We start from the raw sequence: 24,910 nt of genomic DNA, 5'->3' as shown, positions 1-24,910 counted from the left end.
AGTCGAGACAGAGTATGCAACTAGAAAGTTATTTTTCGATCAAGGGATGCTCGGGGCGTCAACGGCCTAGCCGGCAGACCCACAAAAGGTTGCCCACTCCTGCATAAGCTTGCGTCGACGCTCCAGTGCATCCGATCTGGCGTATGAACGCTCGACCGTATCGCCGACGGCATGGGCAAGGGCAGCCTCCGCGATCTCTCTGGGGGCATGCGCGACCTCCGTCGCCCAATCGCGGAATGTCGATCGGAAGCCGTGAACTGTGAATTGCCCACCCCCGGCCGCCGTGAGCGCCTTCGCTAGTGACGCGTCGGACAACGGCTTCTTGTCGCGGACACCGGGGAAAACGAACTCGTTGACCGACTGACTCTTCATAGTCTCAAGAAGATCGACGGCTTTATCCGAAAGGGGAATGCGATGTTCTTTTCCCGGCTTGGTGCGCTCGGCAGGGATGACCCAGATTTTCTCTTTCAGATCTATCTCGGACCAGGCGGCGCTGCGGACTTCCCCAGATCGACATGCGGTGAGGATGGCAAGCTCCAGCGCCCTCGCCGAGACGCCGCCGACCTCGGCCAGCTTCTTCATGAATGCCGGCAGGGCGGGGTAGGGCATAGCGGCATGGTGCGACGTGGCGGTTAGCTGGTTCGGCTTGTGCATCGCGTGCTCAAGATTGCGCTTCCATACCGCCGGGTTCTCACCGGCTCGATGCCCTTCGACCTTGGCCGCATCCAAGACTCGCTCTATCGCCTCGCGCAGCTTCTCGGCAGTCTCCTGTTTCTCGCCCCAGATCGGGTTCAGAACAGCGATAACGTCTTTCGTCTTGATGCTGGCCAGCGTCTTCGCGCGGATCGGCTTGGCGTGGTTCTCAAGGAGATTGCGCCACCTAGCTTCGGTCTTGGCACCGCGCCACCTCCCGGCCTTCACAGCCGCGTCCACGAACGAGTCAGCATACGCGCCGAAGGTCATCAGCTTCGGCGTCTCTGCCTGCTCTTCCTTGCGCGCCGCGAGCGGATCCAGTCCACGACGGACCATCGCTCTCGCTTCCTCCGCCCTCTCGCGAGCGTCGGCGAGACTGACCGTATGAAGCGGACCTATACCCATTTCGCGCCGCAGACCGGCAAAAGTGTAGCTGAATATCCAGTAGCGACCGCCGCCCTTGGTAACGAGCCACAGCCCGCCGCCATCACGAAGCTTGACCGCCTTGCTGACAGCTATAGACTTCACAGTAAGAACGTTGCGAGTATGACTCCCCATTCCATCTTCCCCACTTTTTCCCCGCTTTCGGGTGCTGCGCTATAGATAAGCGTCTTGGACGAAATGGACAAGGACATTGAATAAATTCAACATGTTTATGTACATAGCGTTTACACTATGGATCAATATGGTCATTAAAAATAATCCGGCCCGGGGAGCCAGTTTCTAAGAGCCACATTCACCTAGCGGGGAATGTGGCTTTTTCATTTCCGGCCATTTCACTCACACCGACTGGCATTCGCGCGGCGAGGAGCGCGCTTCGCAAGATCCTCCAACGCCGCCATGGGTCGATCCATCTGGCTGGATTCGGCTCTCACAGGATTTGGATGACTGCGACCTCTAGCCTTGTTGGCGACGCGTCGGAAAACCGCTCGATCGCGAGCGTATCGAAGGCATGACGCGGGCGCTATACACGGCGTTCTGACACACTCACCCGTCACATCCGGCTGCTCTCGAAAATGTGAGGATGCATTCATGTATCGTTAATCTGGGTGGGCGCATGAACGTTGTGCGCTATCGCGCAGCATATTCCCCCAAATGCTTTAGAGGTTCGAAATGAAAAACCTGATTCTTGCTTCCGCCGTTGCCCTGGCTTCCTTCGTTGGCATCAGCACGCAGTCTGAAGCGGCCACAGTTGTGCATGTCGATGACCATCATCATCACCATCATTGCGTCGTGAAGACCGTACGGCATCACGTTCATGGCCATTGGGTTGTCCGCAAGGAACGCGTCTGCCATTGATCCGGTAGCAGCTTCGAGCCGCTGACCTTTGTCGCGGCCAAAATAGGCCCGGCCGTTGCCGAATATTTCGTCGGCAACGGCCGGAATGTTTTTAGGGTATGAGCAGAAGAATCCGCCGCTAGGGATTAGCGGATTTCGAAATAGATGCCTCCGTGGCGATGGTGGTAACGACGGTAGCGCCAGTCATCATCATCATCCCAATAGTGGCGGCGATCCCAGCGGCTGTCGCGCCAGTAGCGGTGATCATAATGATGATCACGCCAATAATATCGACGTCCCCCATACCAATCCTGGTTTCGTCGGGATCCGTGCTCCTGAACCAGAATGACGCCGGAAACGCTGGGCGAGGGCGAATTTGTCAACGGCATTGCCGTTGCTGGAAGCGCGGCCGCCAATACTGTTCCCATGGCAAGTGAGGCGGCCAAGGCCATCGAAGCAAAATGTATCAAATCACCGACTCCTGTGTTGGACCAATTGTCCCTTTGACGGCTTAACGCCGCGATGAGGGCAAATGTTCCCCTTTAAGGTTGATGTGAGTGGCGATTGCAACGTGTGATACGAGGACAACTGCGAGATTTGAGGCAATTGCCGTCTGCCGATAGCGGCATGGTCCGCTGTGCCGGTGAGGGGCAGGGTGAGACCGAGGCGATATAAAGTCGGGAGGCGGTCGACATAGAAAAGGGGCCCAGCAGGGAAAGCTGGGCCCCTCTCTTCTCTGATCGGAGGTCAATTCAGATCAGGTCAGAAGTTGCGCTCGAAGCGGAGAATGCCGGAGACGGTATCGTCCTTGGCATAATCATAGTGAACGTAGGTCACTTCCGGCTCGATCAGCAGATCCTTGACCGGATTGAACTTGAGGTTCGAGGTTGCTTCGAAGATCTTCGAGTCGGTGTAGGCGAGCTGTACGTTCCACTTCAGCTTTTCGTTGATCGGAACGCCTACGCCACCCCAAACAGCCCAGTCACCCCAACCGCACTTGGATTCGTTCACGGTGCCGTTCGGCGCCGTGCAAGCAGAGATATCCTGGTTGGTGCCGGCATACTTGTTGAGCTTGTCGCCATCGGTGTTCCAGCCGCCCATCAAGAAGGCCGAGAAGGCACCGAAGTCTGCATCGACACGAGCCTTGATAGCGCCTTCTTCGACGATCGAATCATAACCGCCGACAACCTTGAAGGACCATGCACCAGCCTTGTAGCCAGCGCCGGCCACAACGTCCGGAGCGTAGTGGTTGGCCTTGTCATCCGTCCACCAGCTTGCGCCGTAGGAAGCGCCCGAGCCGCTGGAGTTGGAGTCTTCGACCGAGACGACAGCCGTGAAGCCGTTGCCGGCATCGTAGTTGTAGGTAATCTGGTTGAGTTCGTACGGACCATCATAGATCACGTCGTCGTTGATGACGTCGCCGGCGTAACCGATGTAGAGGTTGTAGGCCGAGTCTTTCTTACCAACGGTGAAGCCACCGAGGCTGATGTAGGACCACAGCAGGTTGGTGCTGGTGGAGTTGCCGTCGTTCCAGTCCCAACGAACGATGGTTTCGGTCTTCAACGGGCCGTATTCGGTGTCCGTCGCGGTGTCGACGTTCAGCTCTGCACGGGTGTGCCACAGCGTGCCCTGCTTGCTGTCACGGTTGTAAGCATTGTACCACTCACCTTCGGTACGAACCTTGCCGCCGATCTTGAGGCAGGTTTCGGTACCAGGGATGAAGAAGTAGCCTGCACCATAGGCGTCGCAGATGCGAACGTATTCGAGCGGCTCCGGCTCAGCGGCGACGATGGCGTCGGCTGCGTGAGCGCCGGATGCTGCTGCAAGCGCGGCAGCGGAGCCGAGAAGAAGGCTCTTGATGTTCATAATAACTCCAATCTGTTCGTGATTGGGCATGAGATATCGCGCCGAAAAGTCGACGTGCCCAACCCCATCCCGTTCATGTTCCCTATCAGTAGGTGCGAAGTAATAAGCCTCGCGAACTATTTCCTGAACCCGTCTCGCTGATTTGACAAGATACTAAGAGAGGCGAACTATTCGTGCCCTACTCGAAAAAAAATCTTGTTGCAAAAATGACGCAATCCGCCAAATGGTCGCCCTCAAAGGCTTAGTTGGCGCTAATAAATCGTTAAGGTTTGGCGGCGCCTTGCCGGCCGGCGAGGGCTGGAAATCAAGTTATTTGATCATCAGCCTCGATAGGTCTTGCGCTCCAATAAGATTCGTTCTAAACGCCCGCCATCACTCGCCTTTATAAATCGGATGGCCTCGTGGCGGAGTGGTTACGCAGAGGACTGCAAATCCTTGAATCCCGGTTCGATTCCGGGCGAGGCCTCCAAATTCCCTTCTATTGAGCTTGATGCACCGGCGACAATCGATCGATTGGCGCCGTCCAAAGAAAGCGGTTTGACCTTACGCGATAAGGGGAGCGGCTGTTGTCGCGCCGCGACGTATTATCATGAATCTCTGCGCCCGTTGCTACGATGCCTTGAAAGCGCAGCCGCACGCGATTAAGACACGCTGAGCATAGCAGCAACCCCGGCTTTGCCTTTGGGCGCGAGAGGATATGATGGATTTCGAAGCAGCACGCGTGAAAATGGTCGAGAACCAGATCCGCACGACGGATGTCACCTCCCATTCCGTGTTGAATGCGTTTCTGACGGTAGCGCGCGAGAATTTCGTGCCGGAGAAGTCGAAGCTTCTCGCCTATATCGATAATGACATTGAGGTGAGCCCCGCAGCTTCGGGCAAGCCGGCGCGCTTCCTGATGGAAGCCTCGCCGCTGGCAAAGCTTCTGCAGCTCGGTGAAATCACCAAGGAAGATAAGGTTCTCGACGTCGGCTGCGGCACGGGTTACGTCGCGGCACTCCTGTCGATCCTCGCCGGTACGGTCGTCGCGCTCGAATCCGATGAGGCGCTGGCCGCTGAGGCCAAGGCCAATCTCGCCGCGCTCGGCCAGGCAAATGTGACGGTTGTCACCGGCGAGCTGGAAAAGGGCTATGCGGGCAGCGGTTCGTATGACGTGATTTTCGTCAATGGCTCGGTCCAAGAGGTGCGGCAGGTGCTTCTTGATCAGCTTGGCGAAGGCGGCCGGTTGATTGTCGTCCTCGGTTATGGCCATGCTGCGCGCGCCACGGTCTTCAGGCGCGAGCGTGGCGCTCTTTCCGAAAACGTCTTCTTCAACGCCTCGGTCAAGCCGCTGCCGGGCTTTGCCAAGGCCAAGGAATTCGTGTTCTGACCGGTTACGCCGCTGAACTGTTCCATTGAGACGGGCGCTTCGGGCGCCCGTTTTTCGTTGGGCATTGTCGGTGGATAAGTCCACAATATCAGGTGATTCGCAGCCACCGTAACAAAACTGTGCATCAGATGGCTTAGTGCTGTCGCGGTGATTTTTTTCCCAAGGCTAGTATTCTACGCTGGCCCTGATTCGGGCGCTGCTTTGGCAGGATTCGGGTCGTTGTTTGGGAAAACGGGGATGAATATGGCTCAGCCAAGTGTAGTGCGTGAACCGTCCATGGAAGAGATTCTGGCGTCGATCCGCCGGATCATCGAAAGCAACGAGCCCGGCGCCGGTAAGTCCATTTCGCCGTCCCTGCCTGCTGTTTACACCGTTGCCGACGATGAGCAGGATGACGATATCCACCTCACGGTCGACGACCAATTTGCTGCTGTTGATATAGATGATGTACCACCGGCCGCCGCTGCTGCCCCCGATCCGCGTTTCGTCGCCGCCAACTCACAGGCTCCGGCGCGCGAGCCGGAATCATCTGCCCGCACCCTGTCACTCGCCGATGTCGCCGCCCGCGTTCGCGCCGCTTCCGAGCGCAATGCCGCACAACTGAATTCGGCACGCGAAGCGCCGCAACTGCGCGAATTGCCGCCGGCCATGGCCGCGCGTCTTGCTGAGGCGCGTGTCGAACCGGTCGCCGAGGTTCCTTTGCGCAGCGCGATCGCCGAAGCGCCGGTGCCGGTCGTAACCCCGCCTGCAGCCGCTCTTCTCGCCGAAGTGATGGTATCCCCAGCCAAGGTTGAACCACAGCCTGAACCGATGGAAGAGCCGAAGGCTGCGGTCGCTCCCGCTCCCGTCGAGATGCCGGTTTTCACTCAGCCGCAGCAGGCGCCGTCTACCGCAGCCGCTGATCGGTACCTCCCGCAAGTGCAGGCTGAGCTTACATCCTCGCTGATGTCGGAAGCAGCCGGTGCGCAGGTTGCCCGTTCCTTTGGCGAGCTGACAGCCGCCATCGATGGCAGCGAGCGCCGTTCGCTTGACGAGATCGCCCAGGAAATGCTGCGGCCGATGCTGCAGGAATGGCTCGACGACAATCTGCCGACTCTCGTCGAGCGTCTCGTGCGCGAAGAAATCGAACGAGTGGCCCGCGGCCCGCGCCGTTGACAGTCTGAGCTCGGGTTAGACGATCCGCCGCTCCGGCTTCCGGGGCGGCTTTTTTATTGACTTGCCCGCGACCATCCTATTTACAACCCGCATCACCGAACCCTCCAGATCCGGTCCCCAAATGCTCGACAAAACTTATGATTCCGCCGCCGTCGAACCGAAAATCGCCCAGAAATGGGATGATGCCGACGCCTTTCGCGCCGGTGCGAACGCGAAGCCAGGTGCGGAAACCTTCGCGATTGTCATTCCGCCTCCGAACGTCACCGGTTCGCTGCATATGGGCCATGCGCTGAACAACACGCTGCAGGACATCATGGTGCGGTTCGAGCGCATGCGGGGCAAGGATGTGCTCTGGCAGCCGGGCATGGACCATGCCGGCATCGCTACGCAGATGGTCGTCGAGCGCCAGTTGATGGAGAGGCAGCAGCCGGGCCGCCGCGACATGGGTCGTGACGCCTTCATCGAAAAGGTCTGGGAATGGAAGGCGGAATCGGGCGGTTTGATCTTCAACCAGTTGAAGCGCCTCGGGGCCTCCTGTGACTGGTCGCGCGAACGCTTCACCATGGACGAGGGCCTGTCAAAGGCAGTTCTTGAAGTCTTCGTCACGCTTTACAAGGAAGGCCTGATCTATCGCGACAAGCGGCTGGTCAACTGGGATCCGAAAATGCTGACGGCGATTTCGGATATCGAAGTCGAGCAGCATGAGGTCAACGGCTATCTCTGGCATCTGCGCTATCCGCTCGAAGAAGGCGTTACCTATCAGCATCCCATCGCTTTCAATGAAGAAGGCAAGCCGACGGAATGGGAGACGCGCGACTATCTCGTCGTCGCCACCACCCGCCCGGAGACCATGCTCGGCGATACCGGCATAGCCGTTCATCCGAGTGACGAGCGTTACAAGGCAATCGTCGGCAAGCACGTTATCCTGCCGATCGTCGGCCGGAGCATCCCGATCGTTGCCGACGAATATCCGGATCCGACCGCAGGCACGGGCGCCGTCAAGATGACGCCCGCGCATGATTTCAACGACTTCGACGTCGGCAAGCGTCGCGGCCTTCGCGTCGTCAACATCTTGACGCCGGATGCCCGCGTCACCATCAAGGACAACGAGGATTTCCTCGAAGGTCTCGACAATCCGGCAGCACTACATGGTGCCTGGGATGAGCTTGAAGGCAAGGATCGTTTCGAAGCCCGCAAGATCATTGTCCGCATCTTCGAAGAGGCCGGCCTGCTCGACAAGATCGAGCCGCACAAGCACACCATTCCGCATGGCGACCGTGGTGGCGTTCCGATCGAACCGCGCTTGACCGAACAATGGTATGTCGATGCCAAGACGCTTGCCGAACCGGCGATCGCCTCCGTTCGCGAAGGGCGTACCAAGCTCGTCCCGAAGAGCTGGGACAAGACCTATTACGATTGGATGGAGAACATTCAGCCCTGGTGCATTTCCCGCCAGCTCTGGTGGGGGCATCAGATCCCGGCATGGTATGGCCCGGATGGTCAGGTGTTCGTCGAAAAGACAGAGGAAGAGGCGCTGCAGGCTGCTATCCAGCACTATCTGTCGCATGAAGGGCCGATGAAGGCCTATGTCGAGGACCTGCTGGAGAACTTCAAGCCGGGCGAAATCCTGACGCGCGACGAAGACGTGCTCGATACATGGTTCTCCTCGGCACTCTGGCCGTTCTCGACGCTCGGCTGGCCGGACAAGACGCCGGAGCTTGCGCGCTACTATCCGACGAATGTTCTCGTCACCGGCTTCGATATCATCTTCTTCTGGGTCGCCCGCATGATGATGATGGGCCTGCATTTCATGGAAGACGAAAACGGCGACCCCGTCGAGCCGTTCAGCACGGTCTATGTTCACGCCCTGGTGCGCGACAAGAACGGGCAGAAGATGTCGAAATCCAAGGGCAACGTCATCGATCCGCTCGAACTCATCGACCAGTATGGCGCCGATTCGCTGCGCTTTACGCTGGCGATCATGGCGGCGCAGGGCCGCGACGTGAAGCTCGATCCGGCCCGTATCGCCGGTTACCGCAATTTCGGCACCAAGCTGTGGAACGCCACGCGCTTCGCCGAGATGAACGGTGCCAAGAGCGATCCGCATTTCGTGCCGGAAGCCGCCGAGCTCACCATCAATCGCTGGATCCTGACGGAACTGGCCCGCACCGAGCGGGACGTTACCGAAGCGTTGGAAGCCTATCGCTTCAACGATGCCGCCGGTTCGCTTTATCGCTTCATCTGGAATCAGTTCTGCGACTGGTATCTTGAACTGCTGAAACCTGTGTTCAATGGTGACGATGAGAACGCCAAGTCGGAAGCACAATCCTGCGCCGCCTACGTTCTCGAAGAAACCTACAAGCTGCTGCATCCCTTCATGCCCTTCATGACGGAAGAGCTGTGGGCGCATACGGCAGGCGAAGGCAGGGAACGCGATGGCCTGATCTGCCATGCCGATTGGCCGGCACCGTCCTATGCCGACGATGTCGCCGCCGATGAGATCAACTGGCTGATCGATCTCGTTTCAGGTTTGCGCTCCGTACGCTCGGAAATGAACGTGCCGCCCGCCGCCACCGCGCCGCTGGTGCTCGTTGGCGCCAATAGCCTGACGCGGGAGCGGCTGTTCCGCCACGACGCGGCGATCAAGCGGCTGGCGCGTGTCGAGGCGATTTCGCTTTCCGACACAGCACCGAAGGGCGCAGCCCAGATCGTCGTCGGCGAAGCCACCGCCTGCCTGCCGCTCGGCAGTCTCATCGACCTCGCTGCCGAAAAGGCACGTCTCGAAAAGGGGATCGCCAAGAACGAACAGGAGATTGCCCGCATCGTCGGCAAGCTCTCGAACGAGAAGTTCGTCGCCAATGCCAATCCGGATATCGTCTCCGCCGAACGCGAGCGCCTGAGCGAACTCGAAGGCCAGCTTTCGAGCCTCAAAGTGGCGCTTGAAAGGGTCAGCGAAGCCGGCTGAAGAACCTGTAACAATCTTGATTTAAGGGTACGCTGCCAAGGGCAGCGTGCCCTTTTTTGTTGCGCTGCTGATTCGGCGGCAAGCGTCAAAAAAATTGCGTCGCTTTTTGGGGCGCTCCAGCTTCGCACAGGTAAGAATGGTTACCCCTAAATTGGTAGGGTTTCTTGAAAAGCAAGACTGTTGTCAGATTGTAACAGAACTGTTGCTATGAGGAATAATAATCTACTTGGGGCCCCTAATAAACATTAGAGAAGCAAAAATGCCTAAACTTGGCTGTGATTGGGCGTGCAGATCACTTTCTTACGTAAGTCAGTCAATATGTCGCAACATTGTGGATAGCCGGCGCCGCATTGCCAATTCGGGTGATCGTCGCAACAATCGGATCAACGAATACGCAAGTGGGGGAGACACAATGGCATTTCGTATTGCGCTGAGGGGCGCATTTGCATTCATTATCAGCTCGTCATTCGCCAGCGCCGCTTTTGCGGGCGGGCTCGATCGTGCTGGCTACGATATCGACTTGCTCTTCGATAAGGGGCGTTACGTTTTCGAGTCCGGCGTGACCTATGTAATGCCCGATCGCAAGCTGAAGAATGCAAAGGACATCAATGCGGCGGACGGCAACCTCAATGGCCGCCCGAATTCGGCCGATGCCACCGAAAATTACGCCGTGCCCTATATCGGCTTCAAGATCGGCATCACCGACGACATCGATTGCATGGCCGATTATTCCGAGCCGTTCGGCGCCCATACAAATCCGGGCTTGAACTGGGCCGGCGCCAACAATGAAATCGAAACCAAGGTGCGTACGCACAATTACGCGGCGACGTGCTCCTACAAGTTCGATGCCGGTCCGGGTCAATTGCGCCTGATCGGCGGCGGCTTCTATCAGGAAGTCAGCGGCTTCAAGTCCCGTCTGGTTTCCGTCGTTCCTGCTCCGTTTTCCGCTGTCTATGATGGTGTCGGCTCGCTGGATGTCGATGGCCATGGCTGGGGCTGGCGCGCCGGTCTCGCTTATGAGATCCCGGAATACGCCCTCCGTACCAGCCTCGTTTATAACAGCCGGGTCAAATACGATAACCTCAAGGGCACCGTCGATCTGACGGAACTGCCGCCCGTCCGTGCGTTCTTCGGCAAATCCACCTCTGTCTTCGGTTCAGCCGATGCGCCGGACTCGCTGGAATGGAAGGTGCAGACCGGCATCGCGCCGGACTGGCTGGCATTCGGTTCGGTCAAATGGACCAACTGGAGCGTTCTGCAGAGCATCGCGCTTTGCCCGACCTCGACGCGGGGCATATCCTGCCATACGGGTGGTGCGACTGAGCTCACCTCACTCGATCTGCTCTATCAGGACGGCTGGACGATCACCGGCGGTATCGGCCACAAGTTCAATGACCAATGGAGCGGCGCGCTCAGCTTGAGCTGGGATCGTGGCACCAGCCAGGGTTACGGCCTGAGCTCGGACACCTGGACGCTCGGCGCCGGCGTTTCCTACAAACCCACCGAGCATGTCGAGTTCACCTTCGCCGGCGCGCTGGGCCTGCTGACCAGCGGCAAATCCGGCGAAATCACCTCCAACGGCATCACCTATGGCGATGATGCGACCTATAGCTTCGGCAACGATTTGGTCGCTGCGCTGTCGACGTCGATGAAGGTCAGATTCTGAGCCTAAACCATTGAGCTGAAGCAAGTTCCGAGGGTTGATCCTCGCCGCTTCCAGCGATTCCCGCGCCGCGAGCCCTTTTCGGTCTCGCGGCGTTTTAATACCAGCTTCAGCGCTCAGCCATTCTCAAAGACGACCCGCAAAATCGTCCCGCCTACCGTTTCGTGGTTAACGAAACCTCAAGATCGGCAAACTCTTTGTGACGAATCGGCAACACTTTATTTCAACAGATTACGGGCGTGTATCCGGCGCCCAATTTGTCCATTTCCCGCCACAAATGGGGAGCACCGATTATGCGGGCAAAGGGGCAAGCCTTAGTGGAAAGTGCGTAAACGGTTGATGGGTCAGTTTACACCTCAGGAAAAAGAGCAATCCGGGATCGGAACGACGGCGTTCACGATGCCGCCGGAAACGCATTATTTCCCGAAGGAATCAAGAACTCGTTCGATCGCAAGTCTCTCTTTTTCGACAGTAAAGCGGCGGGCTGCTTCAAGAGCGAAATGTGATCGTGCCAGCGTGGATGCTCGTTTGGACATAATTTCAGACTACGCTCGGAAATGTGGCGAACGGTGTTGGGCTGGTACCCTGCAGACTTCCTTAAATGGGGATCTCGCTGGTTTACGTGCCGGTAGGGAATACATTCGCAGGCCTTACGGTGCAGGTGGGATCACCGTTGCGGATGCGAATGGAGCGAAAGAAATCGACTGTTATGTTTAAGTCCGAGTTCATATCAGCGAGAATGATGATGCTCAGCCTGTCGCTTGCCACTTCGGTGGCGCTCGCAGGCCAGGCCCTGGCATTCGACATCAATGCGGGTGTCACCAAGGAATCGGGGCCTTTCGATCTCTTCAAGTTCGGCTTCCGGGCCTACAAGAACGGCCAGAAGGAAGAGGCGGTCGAAGCCTATCGTTACGCCGCCGAGAAGGGCCACACTGGCTCGCGTTGGGCGCTCGCCAATATGTATGCCGACGGGGATGGCGTGACCCAGGACAATTTCGAGGCCTTCAAGATCTATAGCGAGATCGCCCAGCAGGGTGTGGAGCCCGGCTCCGAAGATACCGGCTTCTTCATCAACGCGCTGCTCGCACTCGCCAACTATTACAAGACCGGCATTGCCAACAGCCCGGTCAAGATCGATCTCAATCAGGCACGCCAGCTCTATTTCCAGGTCGCATCGACCTTTGGCGTTCCGGAGGCGCAGTTCCAGCTTGCGCAGATGATGCTGGCGGGTGAGGGCGGCGCAGCCAATGTGCAGCAGGCCAAGAAGTGGCTGAACCAGGCCCGTAAGAGCGGCCATCCCGGCGCAATGGCCGTCTTCGGCAATATTCTCTTCCAGGAGGGCCAGTCCGTGCGTGGCCTCGCCTTCATGACGGCGGCGCTCGACAAGTGCAAGCCGAAGGATTGTACGTGGATGCAGGACCTGCAGGAGCAGGCCTTCTCGATCGCCAACGAGGATGACCGTCGCGTCGCCGTGTCCATGGCGCATCAACTGGATGTCGCCGGCGCCGAATAATCTCCGATTTCAGGCCTAGAGCGGTTCAGCGTTTAACGGAATCGCTTTCCCGCTCTATCTCTTTGTTTTTACGCATTCCAGGCGGAAAACCGCTTCGCACTTTTCCTGGAATTGCTCTAGAAATCGAAGTGCGCGATGACGGGAACGTGGTCCGACGGCTTTTCCCAGGCGCGCACATGCTTTTCGATTGCAGCCGAGGTCAGGCGATCGGCCGCTTCCGGCGATAGCATCAGGTGATCGATGCGAATGCCGTTGTTCTTCGGCCAGGCGCCGGCCTGGTAATCCCAAAAGGAATAGAGCTTGATCTCATCCGTTGTGGCGCGCACCGCATCGGTGAAGCCGAGATGTTCGAGCTGTCGAAAAGCCTGCCGGGTTTGCGGCAGGAACAGCGCATCGTTTTCCCAGACCTTGGGATCGAAACAATCATGCGGTTCCGGAATGACGTTATAGTCGCCGGCGAGGATTGTTGGCTCCTCCAGTGCCAGGCGGCTGACTGCGAATTTCCGCAGGCGCTCCATCCAGGCGAGCTTATAGGGATATTTTTCCGTATCGATGGGATTGCCGTTCGGCAGATACAGGCAGCAGACGCGAAACGCGCCATGTTCCGGCACGGAAAACACCGCTTCGATGAAGCGGGACTGTTCGTCGGCCTCGTCGCCGGGCAAGCCACGGGTCACTTCGTCGGGCTTCATCTTGGACAGGATCGCGACGCCGTTGAAGCCCTTCTGGCCATGCGTTTCGACGTGATAGCCGAGCGCCTCGATCTCGAAGCGCGGAAATCCTTCGTCGACTGTCTTGATCTCCTGCAGGCAAACGATGTCCGGATCGGAGTCCTTCAGCCACTGGCATAGGTTCTCGATACGCGCCTTGACGCCGTTGATGTTCCAGGTGGCGATCTTCATGAAGGGAAGGCTCCTCTGCTTTGATTTTTCTTTTATCCGCAGCAGACGGCCTTGGCCACCCGTTCAAACGAAAACCGGCCGTAAGCAACAGCTTCCGGCCGGTGATTCATCGTTGGAAAAACAGGAGCCTTAGATCGAAAAACTCGTGCCGCAGCCGCAGCTTGCGACCGCATTCGGATTCTTGATCTGAAAGGACTGGCCAAGCAGATTGTCGACGAAGTCGATCTCGGAGCCCGCCATGTAAACCAGCGACAATTGGTCGATCAGGACCGTAGCGTTGTCTTTTTTGACAACGATATCATCGTCTTGTGGTCCGTCGACAAGATCGAATTTATAGGAGAATCCGGAGCAGCCGCCACCTTCGACGGCGACGCGGAGCGCTCGCTTGCCGGCCTCGGCGCTGACGATCGCGGCGATTCGCTTTGCCGCTGCGTCCGATAGAGTTACACTTGTCTCAGTCATGCCTTCCTCCTGCCGGGGTCAAGATCCGGAGAGAACCAATGGGCCGTCCGACTTTCAAACGGCTGATATCCATAGCCTTTATCATGAAAGTGCGCTCGGTGACAGCTATGGTTATAGGGTTGAGCCATGCGCCATTTTGCTGTTTCTCTCCGGTATAGGTATGAAGGCCGTAAAGCGGCGTCAATGGGCCAGAGCATCCCGTATTGGAATGGCATCATCAAAATGCGGAGACGATGCTTTGGATTAGAGGGAATGGAGCGGCCTTTGCGCGTTCAATCGAATGCGGCGTTCTGAAGCCGGAATGGATGGATAATGACGATCGACAGGCATGCATTGGGTTTCGGTTATGGTGAGCGGGCTATCTATGCGACCGATCCCAGGGAATCGCGTGGACGGCTTTACGAAGAGGGGTCGAGCCCGACGCGTTCCGATTTCCAACGCGACCGCGACCGCATCGTCCATACGACCGCTTTCCGGCGGCTGAAGCACAAGACGCAGGTCTTCATCGCGCAGGATGGCGATCACTACCGTACGCGTCTGACGCATACTATCGAGGTGGCGCAGATTGCCCGCGCCTTGGCGCGCGCACTGAAGCTCGATGAGGATCTCGCCGAAGGCGTGGCGCTCGTCCACGATTTTGGCCACACCCCCTTCGGCCATACCGGCGAAGACGCGCTGCACGAGGTGCTGCTGCCCTATGGCGGCTTCGACCACAATGCGCAATCGCTGCGGATCGTGACTAAGCTCGAGCGGCGTTACGCCGAATTCGATGGCTTGAACCTCACCTGGGAGACATTGGAAGGACTGGTCAAGCACAACGGTCCGCTGCTGACATCAGATGGCCAGGGAACGCGCGGCCCGGTGCCGCAACCGATTCTCGATTATTGCGAAATCCACGATCTGGAAATCGCGACTTTTGCCAGCCTCGAGGCCCAGGTCGCGGCGATCGCCGACGACATCGCTTACAATACGCATGACATCGATGACGGCCTGCGCTCCGGCTATCTGAACTTCGATATGCTGGAGGAAATTCCATTTCTTTCGGCGCTGATGGCCGAGGTGAGGGCGCTCTATCCGCATCTGGAGCCGAGCCGCTTCACCCATGAGATCATGCGCCGGCAAATCACCCGCATGGTGGAGGACGTGATCTCCGTTTCGCAACAAGCGCTCAGCGAGATCAGACCGGGCAGCGTTGCCGATATCCGCGCCGCCGGCCGCATCATCGCCACCTTCTCTGCGGAAATGGCCGAGACGGACAAGCAGATCAAGCAGATGCTCTTCAAGCGCATCTACCGCCATCCGGATATCATGCGCATCCGCGCCGGTGCCGCGCAGATCGTCACTGATCTGTTCCAAGCCTATATGGGCAATCCGCAGGAGATGCAGAGCCACTATTGGGTAGACCATATTGCCGGCCTCGCCGTTGCCGCCAAGGCCCGTCATGTCGGCGACTACCTGGCCGGCATGACCGATACCTATGCCATCAGTGCCCACAGGCGTTTGTTTGACCAGACTCCCGATTTGCGGTAGGCAGCGGCGGCGTCGGGCCGACAGGGCCCGCCCAAGCTATGCGTGGACAATATGATGAACCTTTTCACCGATTTCGAAGTCAGAATTAAGAACGCTCTGGAACAAATTGATATTGTGAAAGAAAAGCGATCCGAACTCGACTTCGGACGTGTCGGCGTGGAGCCGCCGCGAGACGCTAGCCATGGCGATGTCGCCACCAATGCGGCCATGGTGCTGTCGAAGCCGCTCGGCACGAATCCGCGCGCGCTCGCTGAGATCATCATCACCAAGCTGAAAGAAGATGCCGATGTTGCCGAGGTTTCGGTAGCCGGCCCAGGCTTCATCAATATTCGCCTTTCGGTCGGTTATTGGCAGCGCCTGCTGGCGACGATGATCTCCGAAGGCCAGAATTTCGGGCGCTCGACCCTTGGTGCCGGCCAGAAGGTCAATGTCGAATATGTCTCCGCCAATCCGACGGGGCCGATGCATGTCGGCCATTGCCGCGGCGCCGTCGTCGGCGATGCGCTGGCGAATCTGCTCGGTTTTGCCGGCTATGATGTCACCAAGGAATATTACATCAACGACGCCGGTTCGCAGATCGACGTGCTGGCGCGCTCGGTCTTCCTCCGTTACCGCGAGGCACTCGGCGAGCAGGTCGGCGACATCCCGGCGGGCCTTTATCCCGGCGACTATCTTGTTCCGGTCGGTGAAGCGCTGGCGAAGGAATTCGGCACCAAGCTTCGGGGCATGCCGGAAGACCAGTGGCTGCCGATCATCAAGGAGCGTGCCATCGATGCGATGATGGCGATGATCCGTTCTGACCTGGAAGCGTTGAACGTCCATCATGACGTCTTCTTCTCCGAGAGGACGTTGCACGCCAATGGCGCGGCCCTGATCCGCACTGCGATCAACGACCTGACCTTTAAGGGATATGTCTACAAGGGTGCGCTGCCGCCGCCGAAGGGACAGTTGCCGGAAGATTGGGAAGACCGCGAGCAGACCCTGTTCCGTTCGACGGAAGTGGGTGACGATATCGACCGGCCGCTGATCAAGTCGGATGGTTCCTATACCTATTTCGCCGCCGATGTCGCTTACTTCAAGAATAAGTTCGACCGCGGCTTCAACGAGATGATCTATATTCTCGGCGCCGACCATGGCGGCTACGTCAAGCGGCTGGAAGCCGTGGCGCGCGGGGTCTCGGATGGTCAGGCGAAGCTGACGGTGCTGCTGTGCCAGCTCGTCAAGCTGTTCCGCAACGGCGAGCCAGTGAAGATGTCGAAGCGCTCCGGCGATTTCGTCACGCTGCGTGATGTCGTCGAAGAGGTCGGCCGTGATTCCGTGCGGTTCATGATGCTGTACCGGAAAAATTCAGAGCCCTTGGACTTCGACTTCGCCAAGGTGACGGAACAGTCCAGGGACAATCCGGTCTTCTACGTGCAATATGCCCATGCGCGCTGCATGTCGGTCTTCCGGCAGGCTAAGGAAGCCTTCCCGGATCTCGATATTGCCTCGCTCGATCTGGCAAAAGCGGTCAGCGGCACGATCTCCGATCCGGCCGAATTACAGTTGATTGCGAAGATTGCGGAATTCCCGCGAATCGTCGAGGCTGCAGCTCAGTCGCAGGAGCCTCACCGCATCGCTTTTTATCTTTACGATCTGGCAAGTTCCTTCCACGGACATTGGAATAAAGGTAAAGATTTACCTGAATTACGATTTGTTAACGATAAGAACCGAGAATTAAGCATTGCCAGACTTGGGCTGGTGCACGCTGTCGCGTCGGTTTTGAAGTCAGGTCTTGGTATAACCGGGACCGCAGCACCGGATGAAATGCGATAAACGTCACCATTTACCCACATTGCGCTGGCATTTATCTGTAGCGTTTGCGAGTGGATTGGGTGATGGCAGAAAAACAGTTGGCGTATCGCGCAAGCGGAAACGACGAGTTCTTTGCGGATGATGATCCGCTTGCCGAACTCGCCCGCATCGTCGGTTTCGAGCCGCGGCCTGCCGCGCAGGCGGCGCCCGCAACTCAGCGACAAGAGCCGGCCTTCGATCTCGAAGATGAACTCTTGCGAGAATTCGAACGCTATGATGCGCCTCGTTTGAGTCCTGCTGATGACATTCCGGTTTCGCCGGAAGATCAGCCTTTTGCCGGCGAAGCTCAGCTCTCGCATCCGGTAGAGCCGGCGCGCACGGAACCCCAGTTTGTCGAGTTGCCACAGGCCGTGGCTCCAGCCAAGCCAGTGGTCGGTGCACGCGATCTGATCGACGAACTCGAAATGTCGATCGCGCCGGCCTTGCAGCCCGCACCGGCTCCGCAGCCTGTTCCGGCCCCGCAGGCGGTAGCTCCGGCTCCAAAGCCTGCGCCGACGCCGCAGTCCGCTGCCGCCACCGTGCGGCTGCCGATTGCCAATTTCACCGTCGCGGCTCCGGCGCAAGCAAAGCCTGTGGCGCAAGCTCCGGTCGCGCCGCCTCTTGTCCAGGCGCAATCACCCATCGAAACGGCGCTCGATTTCGATCTGCCGATGATGCTGGACGCCCCTCAGTCCCAGCCAGTCGCGGCTCAACCGGACGTACCGTTCGCCAAGGCGCCGGAGCCCGTCGCGCCGGTCCCGATGGATGCTGCGGCTCTTTCTGCTGAAATCGACGATCTGCTGGCCGATGTCGACCGCTATCCGGTTCCTGCCAGAGGCGTCGCACCGGAAGCGAAGGTTGAACCGAGCTTCGATATTTTCGACCTGCAGCCCAAGGCGCCGGCAGCACCTGTGCACGTCCCCGCTGCAGTAGTGACTGCTCCCGTTGTTTCGGCTCCGCAGCGCGAAGAGCCGAAACCGATCGCTCTGGAAGCCGACGATCCCTTCGCCGGCCAGGACTTCGAGTTCGACCTCGCGGATATCGAGATGGAGCTCGCCGAGCTCGATTTCGCCGAAACGAGCAAGTCTGCTCCGATCCCGCAGCCGGCGCCTGCTCCCATGGCCGCGCCGCAGCCTGCTCCAGTTGTCTCTCGGGCGACGCCGATGGCTGCGCCTCTAGCGGCTCCCGTCGCCACGGCCGCCGCAATGACTGCCGCAGCGGCTGCGCCCAGCCTCATGCAATCCCCGCGCCCAGAGCCGGCTCCGCAGCATACGGCTCCGCCGGCTGCCGTTGCCGCAGCGCCGGTGACGCGCAAGGCCGTGCCTGTTCTCGATGCCGATCAGGCCCTGCCGTTCGATCCGTCCGAAATCTCCGATACCGAAGAGCGCGTCGAGAATTTCGAAGGCTCCCATGTTCCGAACCTGCCGCCGGTCGAGCCGGAAGAGCCGATCGTGGTGCCGCCGGAATATGATTTCGACATCGATTCGGAGATGGCAAGCCTATTTGGCTCGCCCGCCAAGGAAGTTGCTCCCGAGCCGATCAAGCCGGCTGTAGCCGCGGCCCTGGGCAGCACGACGACTCCATCCTGGTCCAAGAATGCGGCTGCAAAACCCGCTCCGACGGCCAAACAGCCTGCCGAAGAGTTCGACGAGTTCGAACGGGCGTTGGAAGAGGACTTCCGCCGCAGCTACCGTGAAGCCTCCAATCCGGTCGACAACGTCGCCCGCATGACGCTGAACCCGGCGGCTGTAGCCGGCCGTCGTCCGGCGCGTTCGTTCCGTGGCATGGCGACCGCCGCTGCGGTCATCGCTGTTCTGGGTCTCGGCGCCTACGGCGTCTACGGCTGGGTTCGTCACGGTTCGCCGATTTCGAGCTTCTCCGGCGAGCCGCGCGTCATCACGGCCGATGCCGATCCGGTCAAGGTCGCTCCGGAAAATCCAGGCGGCACGGTTGTTCCCAATCAGGACAAGGCTGTTTACGACCGCGTAGCCGGCGACAGCACTGCTGCGCCGAAGCAGAAGGAACTGGTTTCCTCCAACGAACAGCCGGTAGATGTCGTCCAGAAGACCTTGATCCCCGAATCCGTGTCGCCTGACGATGGCAGCGAAGATCAGGTCACTCCGACGCCGGTCGGCGAAACCGAGGATCCGAGGCTGCTGCCGAACCAGAACGGCAACAATGCCAACACTGCCGCCAACGACGACGCCCAGGTCCCCTCGGTGTCGCCGCGCAAGGTGCGCACGATGATCGTCAAGCCGGATGGCTCGCTGGTTGCTCGTGAGGAGCCGGCTGTCGACAATACGACGACGGCAGCGTCTCCGGCTTCGACACCGAAGACGCCCGCCGTAAAACCGCCGGTCGGTAGTCAGGTCGCTTCCGCCGATCTTCGCCCGTCGACGGCAGACACGCAGGCCTCGCAACCGGCCGCTGCTCAGTCGGACGATGGCGATGCGGCCAGTGCCGAAAGCACGCCGATCCGTGTTGTGAAGACCACTCCGGTTCCCACATCGCGTCCGGCACAGCAGCCCGCCAAGGCTCCCGCGGCTGCCCCTGCCGTTGCCACGAATAATGCCGCCGCTCGCCCGGCTCCGGCTCAACCGAAGCCTCAGCAGGTCGCATCGGCGACCCCGGCTGCGGCCCAGCCGGCTCCGGCTGCATCGGCAAGTGCCGGTGGTGCTTACGGCGTGCAGATCGCTTCGCTGCCTTCCGAGGCGGAAGCGCAGAAGTCGCAGGCCAACCTGAAGACCAAGTTCGCCAGCGTTATCGGTGGCCACCCGCTCGAAATTCGTAAAGCCGATATCGCCGGGAAAGGCACCTACTATCGCGTCCGCGTCGTCGCCGGCTCCAAGGATGAAGCTGCCGACATCTGCCAGCGTTACCGCGCCGCAGGCGGCACCTGCCTGATCTCGAAGTAAGAGATCAAGGCCGAACGATTGTGGAAAACGGCGGGCTAAGGCTCGCCGTTTTCTTTTGTGTATCTCGGTTTGAGGTTATTCGCATTTCGCGGGGCGGCCTTTATGATTCGAACATGACCGAATCAAAATCCATGATCCTCGGCTGTAGCGGCCATTCCATCACGCCCGAAGAGCGTTCCTTCTATCAGTCGGAACAGCCATGGGGCTTTATTCTCTTTGGACGCAACATTTCCGAGCCTGCGCAGATCGCCGATCTCGTCGCTTCGTTGCGCGACAGCGTCGGCCGCGATGCGCCGGTGTTGATCGACCAGGAAGGGGGCAGGGTGCAGCGCATCCGCCCGCCGATCCTACCGCACTATCCGTCCGGTCAGGCGCTGGGCGATATCTATAGCCAGAACCGCGAACAGGGCCTGCGCGCCGCCTGGCTGATGTCGCGGCTGCATGCTTTCGATCTCCTGAAGTTCGGCATCAACGTTGATTGCCTGCCGGTGCTTGATGTCCCGGTCGAAGGATCGAGCAACGTCATCGGCAATCGCGCCTATGGCGGCGATCCCGTGACGGTGACGGAGATGGGACGCGCTGCCGCCGAAGGGCTCAAGGCCGGCGGCGTGCTGCCGGTGATGAAGCACATGCCGGGCCATGGCCGTGGTTTTGCCGATTCGCATCATGAATTGCCGGTCGTCACGGTCTCGCGCGCGGAGCTGGAGGCGCATGATTTTCCGCCTTTTGTGGCGCTTAAGGACGAACTGATGGCAATGACCTGCCATGTCGTCTTTACCGATATCGACCCCACTAATCCGGCGACCACGTCGCGCAAGGTCATCGACGAGATCATCCGCGGCCATATCGGCTTCCAGGGGCTGCTGCTCTCCGACGATACCTCGATGAACGCTCTTGCCGGCACAATCGGCGAGCGTGCGGCGAATATTGTTGCGGGCGGATGCGATATCGTGCTGCATTGCAACGGCGTCATGGATGAGATGCGGCAGGTGGTGCGCAATGTTCCGGCATTGACCGGCACCTCGCTTTCGCGCGCGAAAGCGGTCGAGGCGGCTTTTGGCCGCAATGACGGCGCCGACGAGGCTTCGATCCGCGCCGAATTCGACGCGATGTTTGCAGTGGCATAGGACCGAACTCCAGGGATCTGACGGGTGAACAAGGTGGACGGCACGGAAAAGAGCCTGCATGCGCAAGCGCCGATGGACAAGCTGTGGCAGGACAATGGCACCGAGCGCGGCATGCATGAGCCGGCGCTGGTGGTCGATATTGCCGGCTTCGAAGGCCCGCTCGACCTTCTGCTGCATCTTGCCCGCAATCAAAAGGTCGATCTGTCGCGCATCTCCGTGCTGGCGCTTGCCGAGCAATATCTGTTGTTCATTGAACGTGCCCGCCGGATCCGGATTGAGCTTGCGGCCGATTATCTCGTCATGGCTGCCTGGCTCGCCTATCTCAAGTCGAAGCTGCTCATTCCGCAGCAGAGCAAGGAAGACGGTCCGACCGGCGAAGAAATGGCCGCGACGCTCGCTTTCCGGCTGAAGCGTCTCGAAGCCATGCGGGATGCGGCGACTGGCCTCGTCAACCGCAATCGTCTCGGCCGCGACGTCTTCGCCCGCGGAGCGCCCGAACATATCCCCGACCGTCGCCAATCGGCCTATGACGCCAGCCTCTACGATCTGCTGACCGCCTATGCTGGCCTGCGCCAGCGTCAGGCGATCACGCAGGTGACGATCGAGCGCCGCCGCGTCTGGTCGCTGGTCGATGCCCGCACGATTCTCAGCCGCATGATCGGTGAGATCACCGATTGGACGGCCTTGGAACACTATCTGCTGCGCTATATGACCAGCGCGAGCGAGCGGGTTACCGCCATCGCGAGCGCCTTTGCGGCCTCTCTGGAGCTCGTGCGCGAGGGTAAGCTGGAAATTCGCCAGGACGGCGCGTTTCAGCCGCTTTATATGCGGCGCGGACCGAACCATGCTGAACTCGAGGCGGCGGAATAAAACAGGAGCGAATGTGAGCGGCCCGGACGACGATCACCGCATGGACGATGAACCGGCTGCACCGGCAGTGCGGGACGATGACACCGGCCTTTTCCGTGAGGCCGAACGCATCGCAGAGGCCCTTGTCTTCGCGTCCGCCCAGCCGGTGTCCGAAGGCTTCATCGCTGATCGCGTCCCGCGCGGCGTCGATGTCCACTCCATCATGCAGCGTCTGAAGGCTGATTACGCGAGCCGTGGCGTCAATCTGATACAGATCGACGGCGCCTGGGCGTTTCGCACCGCCGCCGATCTTTCCTTCGTCATCCGCCGCGATGACAATGAGGTGCGGAAGCTCTCGCGTGCCGCGCTCGAAGTCCTGGCCATCATTGCCTATCACCAGCCGGTGACGCGCGCCGAGATCGAAGATATCAGAGGCGTCCAGACGTCAAAGGGGACGCTGGACGTGCTGATGGAATCCGGCTGGGTGCGCTTTCGCGGCCGGCGGCGCACGCCGGGCCGGCCGGTGACGCTGGGTACGACACGAGATTTTCTCGATCATTTCGGTCTGGAAGAGCTGCGCGACCTGCCGGGTCTCGAGGAATTGAAGGGGGCAGGGCTGCTTTCGGGCCGTATTCCCGCCAATTTCAATATTCCGTCGCCATTGATGAGCGACGAATTGACCGAGGACGAAGATCCGATCACGCAACTGGATCTGGAGGAACTCGGTCTCCTGGCGCCAGGCGGCGCTTCGGACGACTGAAGCGGGCATTGCCAGCACATCCACGGGCCGATCGGCTGCGGTAAAGCTTTTTTCCAGGCAGTAATGTCAAGTCTCGGTTTTGCCATTAGAAGAGACTAATATGAAAGTCGTTCTCTTCAGTTGGGGATGCTCGGCCGTGGCTTTGGCGTTCGCTATCCCCATATGCGCCGATGCAGTACATTTTGGTGTTTGAAAAACATCTGTAAACGTCTTACATCGGGAAGACGTTGAAATTGGGAGTTATCGCAATGGGTTCTCTAAGCATATGGCACTGGCTGATTGTCCTGGCCATCGCGCTGTTGTTGTTCGGCCGTGGAAAGATCCCGGAGCTGATGGGTGACGTAGCCAAGGGCATCAAGAGCTTCAAAAAAGGCATGAGCGACGAGGATGAGACGCCAACTCAGACGACGTCCCGCACGGTTGAACACAAGGCCGACGAATCGAAATAATCATGTCGGGCACGCAGGGAGCTGAAATGCTCGCTGTCGGCCCAGGAGCCTTTTCATGTTCGACGTAGGCTGGTCTGAGCTGCTGGTTATCGCTGTCGTGGCGCTTGTGGTCATTGGCCCTAAGGAACTGCCGACAACGCTGCGGACAATCGGCAAGATGACGTCGCGGGCGCGAAAAGTGGCGGGCGAGTTCCGTGCACAATTCGATGAGGCCATGCGCGAGGCGGAGCTGGACGATGTGCGCCAGACGATCTCCGATGCTCAAAAGCTCAATCCGGTCAATTCATTGCGGGAAGCAATGAACCCGCTGCGGCAGATGGGCAACGAGATCAAGGCCGACCTGCAGCGTTCGACGCCTGCTGCGGCAACATCGACGCCGGGGGAGCCCGTTTCCGAGCCATCAATGGGGCTGCCGGAAATGCCTCCGATCATTCCCGCAGCCAGTGAGGCAGCGCCGGTTGCTTCGCCAGCTTCGGTGACGCCGCCGCAACCGGTCGTCGTTGCTGAACAAGCACCTGCCAAGCCGAAAACCGTTCGCAAGCCTCGGGCAAAAGCGCCGGGCAAGACCGACGAGGTCGCCGCTGCGGTGGTGGACACCTCGGTTGTCGCGGAAAAGCCGAAGCGTGCGCCCCGCAAGGTGGTCGCGGCGGCCACTGTCGATGCTCCTGCTGCCGCCGCTGTAGCTCCCAGGAAGCGCCCGACGGCGAGCAAAACAACGCCTAAGAAGAAGGACCAGGCATGACGGGTGATATCGACGATAAGCCGCAGCCGCTTATCGAACACCTCATGGAATTGCGCACGCGGCTGATCTGGTCGCTGGTGGCGTTTTTCATTGCCTTCATCGGATGTTTTGCCTTTGCCAAGCATCTCTTCAACTATCTGGTCTACCCCTATAAATGGGCTGTCGTCTGGGCGCATCTCGATGTCACCAAGGCCGAGCTGATCTATACCGCGCCGCAGGAGTTTTTCTTCACGCAGGTGAAGGTCGCCATGTTCGGTGCGCTAGTGATCTCTTTCCCGATCATCGCCGCACAGATCTATAAGTTCGTTGCGCCCGGGCTCTACAAGAATGAGCGTTCTGCCTTCCTGCCGTTCCTGATCGCATCGCCGATTCTGTTTCTGATGGGCGCAGCGCTCGTCTACTTCTTCTTCACCCCGATGGTGATGTGGTTCTTCCTGAAGATGCAGCAGGCGCCGGCCGAGGGTCAGGTGGGCATTGCGCTGTTGCCGAAGGTCTCGGAATACCTCAGCCTCATTATGACGCTGGTTTTCTCCTTCGGTCTCGTCTTCCAGCTTCCGGTCATCACCACGCTGCTGGCGCGCGTTGGCCTGCTGACCTCGCAGTGGCTGGCGCAAAAGCGCAAGTTCGCGATCGTCTTCGCCTTCATCGTTGCCGCGGTGCTGACGCCGCCGGATCCGATGTCCCAGATCGGCCTTGCACTGCCGACAATCCTTCTCTACGAGATTTCCATCTACGCGGCGCGACTCGTGGAACGCCAGCGTGCCCGGCAAGCTCTCGAGGAGAGTGGCGAAAGGTCCGATGTCGCCAAGACGGATAGTGTCTGAGCGGCAGGTCTGCAT

At 59.3% G+C, this 24,910-nt stretch carries 20 protein-coding genes and 1 tRNA gene; 16 read left to right on the top strand and 5 right to left on the bottom strand.

What is annotated here, in order from left to right; translation table 11 throughout:
* Positions 1-66 precede the first annotated feature (66 nt).
* Entirely contained in the window at positions 67-1,251 is a 1,185-nt protein-coding gene (locus QD357_RS01825) for a tyrosine-type recombinase/integrase (RefSeq protein ID WP_414123942.1), read from the bottom strand.
* Between the two features lie 555 nt (positions 1,252-1,806).
* Here QD357_RS01825 and QD357_RS01820 point away from each other — a divergent pair.
* Positions 1,807-1,992, top strand: coding sequence for a hypothetical protein (locus tag QD357_RS01820; RefSeq protein ID WP_107107869.1), 186 nt, complete (start codon positions 1,807-1,809; stop codon positions 1,990-1,992).
* Positions 1,993-2,117: 125 nt separating this feature from the next.
* Here QD357_RS01820 and QD357_RS01815 read toward each other — a convergent pair whose 3' ends face one another.
* On the bottom strand, positions 2,118-2,441 hold the full coding sequence (locus QD357_RS01815; RefSeq protein ID WP_107107870.1) for a hypothetical protein: 324 nt from the start codon (positions 2,439-2,441) through the stop codon (positions 2,118-2,120).
* Positions 2,442-2,733: 292 nt separating this feature from the next.
* Positions 2,734-3,837, bottom strand: coding sequence for a porin (locus QD357_RS01810; RefSeq protein WP_107107871.1), 1,104 nt, complete (start codon positions 3,835-3,837; stop codon positions 2,734-2,736).
* Between the two features lie 395 nt (positions 3,838-4,232).
* On the opposite strand from QD357_RS01810, the gene QD357_RS01805 reads away from it, so the two are divergent.
* The 6 genes from QD357_RS01805 (at position 4,233) to exoR (ending at position 12,502) form a co-directional block, all read left to right on the top strand.
* Positions 4,233-4,306: transfer RNA gene (locus tag QD357_RS01805), tRNA-Cys, on the top strand.
* A 228-nt stretch (positions 4,307-4,534) separates the two neighbouring features.
* Positions 4,535-5,206, top strand: a complete 672-nt coding sequence (locus tag QD357_RS01800; RefSeq protein ID WP_181316042.1) for a protein-L-isoaspartate O-methyltransferase family protein — start codon at positions 4,535-4,537, stop codon at positions 5,204-5,206.
* Positions 5,207-5,449: 243 nt separating this feature from the next.
* Positions 5,450-6,361, top strand: a complete 912-nt coding sequence (locus QD357_RS01795) for a DUF2497 domain-containing protein (RefSeq protein ID WP_107108133.1) — start codon at positions 5,450-5,452, stop codon at positions 6,359-6,361.
* 121 nt (positions 6,362-6,482) lie between these two features.
* On the top strand, positions 6,483-9,326 hold the full coding sequence (locus QD357_RS01790; protein ID WP_107107873.1) for a valine--tRNA ligase: 2,844 nt from the start codon (positions 6,483-6,485) through the stop codon (positions 9,324-9,326).
* A gap of 412 nt (positions 9,327-9,738) precedes the next feature.
* On the top strand, positions 9,739-10,992 hold the full coding sequence (locus QD357_RS01785) for an OmpP1/FadL family transporter (RefSeq protein WP_107107874.1): 1,254 nt from the start codon (positions 9,739-9,741) through the stop codon (positions 10,990-10,992).
* Between the two features lie 706 nt (positions 10,993-11,698).
* Positions 11,699-12,502: an exopolysaccharide production regulator ExoR gene (exoR, locus tag QD357_RS01780; RefSeq protein ID WP_107107875.1), complete on the top strand. Its 804-nt coding sequence runs from the start codon at positions 11,699-11,701 to the stop codon at positions 12,500-12,502.
* A gap of 116 nt (positions 12,503-12,618) precedes the next feature.
* Here the strand turns inward: exoR and xth are convergent, their stop codons facing one another.
* On the bottom strand, positions 12,619-13,404 hold the full coding sequence (gene xth, locus QD357_RS01775; RefSeq protein ID WP_107107876.1) for an exodeoxyribonuclease III: 786 nt from the start codon (positions 13,402-13,404) through the stop codon (positions 12,619-12,621).
* 129 nt (positions 13,405-13,533) lie between these two features.
* Positions 13,534-13,866, bottom strand: coding sequence for an iron-sulfur cluster insertion protein ErpA (gene erpA, locus QD357_RS01770; RefSeq protein WP_107107877.1), 333 nt, complete (start codon positions 13,864-13,866; stop codon positions 13,534-13,536).
* A gap of 312 nt (positions 13,867-14,178) precedes the next feature.
* On the opposite strand from erpA, the gene QD357_RS01765 reads away from it, so the two are divergent.
* The 9 genes from QD357_RS01765 to tatC all read left to right on the top strand — a co-directional run bounded on the left by QD357_RS01765 (position 14,179) and on the right by tatC (position 24,895).
* Positions 14,179-15,396, top strand: coding sequence for a deoxyguanosinetriphosphate triphosphohydrolase (locus QD357_RS01765; RefSeq protein WP_107107878.1), 1,218 nt, complete (start codon positions 14,179-14,181; stop codon positions 15,394-15,396).
* A gap of 54 nt (positions 15,397-15,450) precedes the next feature.
* Positions 15,451-17,211: an arginine--tRNA ligase gene (argS, locus tag QD357_RS01760; protein ID WP_107107879.1), complete on the top strand. Its 1,761-nt coding sequence runs from the start codon at positions 15,451-15,453 to the stop codon at positions 17,209-17,211.
* A gap of 62 nt (positions 17,212-17,273) precedes the next feature.
* On the top strand, positions 17,274-20,144 hold the full coding sequence (locus QD357_RS01755; RefSeq protein ID WP_107107880.1) for an SPOR domain-containing protein: 2,871 nt from the start codon (positions 17,274-17,276) through the stop codon (positions 20,142-20,144).
* 113 nt (positions 20,145-20,257) lie between these two features.
* Positions 20,258-21,271 (top strand): beta-N-acetylhexosaminidase, encoded by a 1,014-nt coding sequence (gene nagZ, locus QD357_RS01750; protein WP_107107881.1) that lies wholly within the window; start codon positions 20,258-20,260, stop codon positions 21,269-21,271.
* A 24-nt stretch (positions 21,272-21,295) separates the two neighbouring features.
* The gene (locus QD357_RS01745) at positions 21,296-22,141 is read left to right on the top strand and encodes a segregation and condensation protein A (protein WP_107107882.1); all 846 of its coding nucleotides are present in this window, start codon (positions 21,296-21,298) and stop codon (positions 22,139-22,141) included.
* Positions 22,142-22,181: 40 nt separating this feature from the next.
* A complete protein-coding gene (gene scpB / locus QD357_RS01740) occupies positions 22,182-22,880 on the top strand; it encodes an SMC-Scp complex subunit ScpB (RefSeq protein WP_107108134.1) in 699 nt (232 codons plus the stop codon).
* A gap of 248 nt (positions 22,881-23,128) precedes the next feature.
* The gene (locus QD357_RS01735; RefSeq protein WP_107107883.1) at positions 23,129-23,329 is read left to right on the top strand and encodes a twin-arginine translocase TatA/TatE family subunit; all 201 of its coding nucleotides are present in this window, start codon (positions 23,129-23,131) and stop codon (positions 23,327-23,329) included.
* 55 nt (positions 23,330-23,384) lie between these two features.
* Positions 23,385-24,071: a Sec-independent protein translocase protein TatB gene (gene tatB / locus QD357_RS01730; protein ID WP_107107884.1), complete on the top strand. Its 687-nt coding sequence runs from the start codon at positions 23,385-23,387 to the stop codon at positions 24,069-24,071.
* Entirely contained in the window at positions 24,068-24,895 is an 828-nt protein-coding gene (tatC, locus tag QD357_RS01725) for a twin-arginine translocase subunit TatC (protein WP_107107885.1), read from the top strand. Before tatB ends, tatC begins: the two co-directional genes overlap by 4 nt.
* Positions 24,896-24,910 lie beyond the last annotated feature (15 nt).

Origin of the sequence: Rhizobium sp. BR 317, assembly GCF_047445835.1 — a bacterium.
Classification (GTDB): Bacteria; Pseudomonadota; Alphaproteobacteria; order Rhizobiales; family Rhizobiaceae; genus Rhizobium; species Rhizobium paranaense.
This window is presented reverse-complemented; position numbering and strand designations above follow the sequence as displayed.

Bases quoted from the DNA above. Each gene is read 5' to 3' on its own strand.
- xth (WP_107107876.1), bottom strand. From the start codon at position 13,404: ATGAAGATCGCCACCTGGAACATCAACGGCGTCAAGGCGCGTATCGAG.
- tatB (WP_107107884.1), top strand. From the start codon at position 23,385: ATGTTCGACGTAGGCTGGTCTGAGCTGCTGGTTATCGCTGTCGTGGCG.
- nagZ (WP_107107881.1), top strand. From the start codon at position 20,258: ATGACCGAATCAAAATCCATGATCCTCGGCTGTAGCGGCCATTCCATC.
- erpA (WP_107107877.1), bottom strand. From the start codon at position 13,866: ATGACTGAGACAAGTGTAACTCTATCGGACGCAGCGGCAAAGCGAATC.
- QD357_RS01820 (WP_107107869.1), top strand. From the start codon at position 1,807: ATGAAAAACCTGATTCTTGCTTCCGCCGTTGCCCTGGCTTCCTTCGTT.
- QD357_RS01785 (WP_107107874.1), top strand. From the start codon at position 9,739: ATGGCATTTCGTATTGCGCTGAGGGGCGCATTTGCATTCATTATCAGC.
- QD357_RS01755 (WP_107107880.1), top strand. From the start codon at position 17,274: ATGGCAGAAAAACAGTTGGCGTATCGCGCAAGCGGAAACGACGAGTTC.
- argS (WP_107107879.1), top strand. From the start codon at position 15,451: ATGAACCTTTTCACCGATTTCGAAGTCAGAATTAAGAACGCTCTGGAA.
- QD357_RS01765 (WP_107107878.1), top strand. From the start codon at position 14,179: ATGACGATCGACAGGCATGCATTGGGTTTCGGTTATGGTGAGCGGGCT.
- QD357_RS01790 (WP_107107873.1), top strand. From the start codon at position 6,483: ATGCTCGACAAAACTTATGATTCCGCCGCCGTCGAACCGAAAATCGCC.
- QD357_RS01800 (WP_181316042.1), top strand. From the start codon at position 4,535: ATGATGGATTTCGAAGCAGCACGCGTGAAAATGGTCGAGAACCAGATC.
- tatC (WP_107107885.1), top strand. From the start codon at position 24,068: ATGACGGGTGATATCGACGATAAGCCGCAGCCGCTTATCGAACACCTC.
- exoR (WP_107107875.1), top strand. From the start codon at position 11,699: ATGTTTAAGTCCGAGTTCATATCAGCGAGAATGATGATGCTCAGCCTG.
- QD357_RS01825 (WP_414123942.1), bottom strand. From the start codon at position 1,251: ATGGGGAGTCATACTCGCAACGTTCTTACTGTGAAGTCTATAGCTGTC.
- QD357_RS01735 (WP_107107883.1), top strand. From the start codon at position 23,129: ATGGGTTCTCTAAGCATATGGCACTGGCTGATTGTCCTGGCCATCGCG.
- QD357_RS01795 (WP_107108133.1), top strand. From the start codon at position 5,450: ATGGCTCAGCCAAGTGTAGTGCGTGAACCGTCCATGGAAGAGATTCTG.
- scpB (WP_107108134.1), top strand. From the start codon at position 22,182: ATGGACGATGAACCGGCTGCACCGGCAGTGCGGGACGATGACACCGGC.
- QD357_RS01810 (WP_107107871.1), bottom strand. From the start codon at position 3,837: ATGAACATCAAGAGCCTTCTTCTCGGCTCCGCTGCCGCGCTTGCAGCA.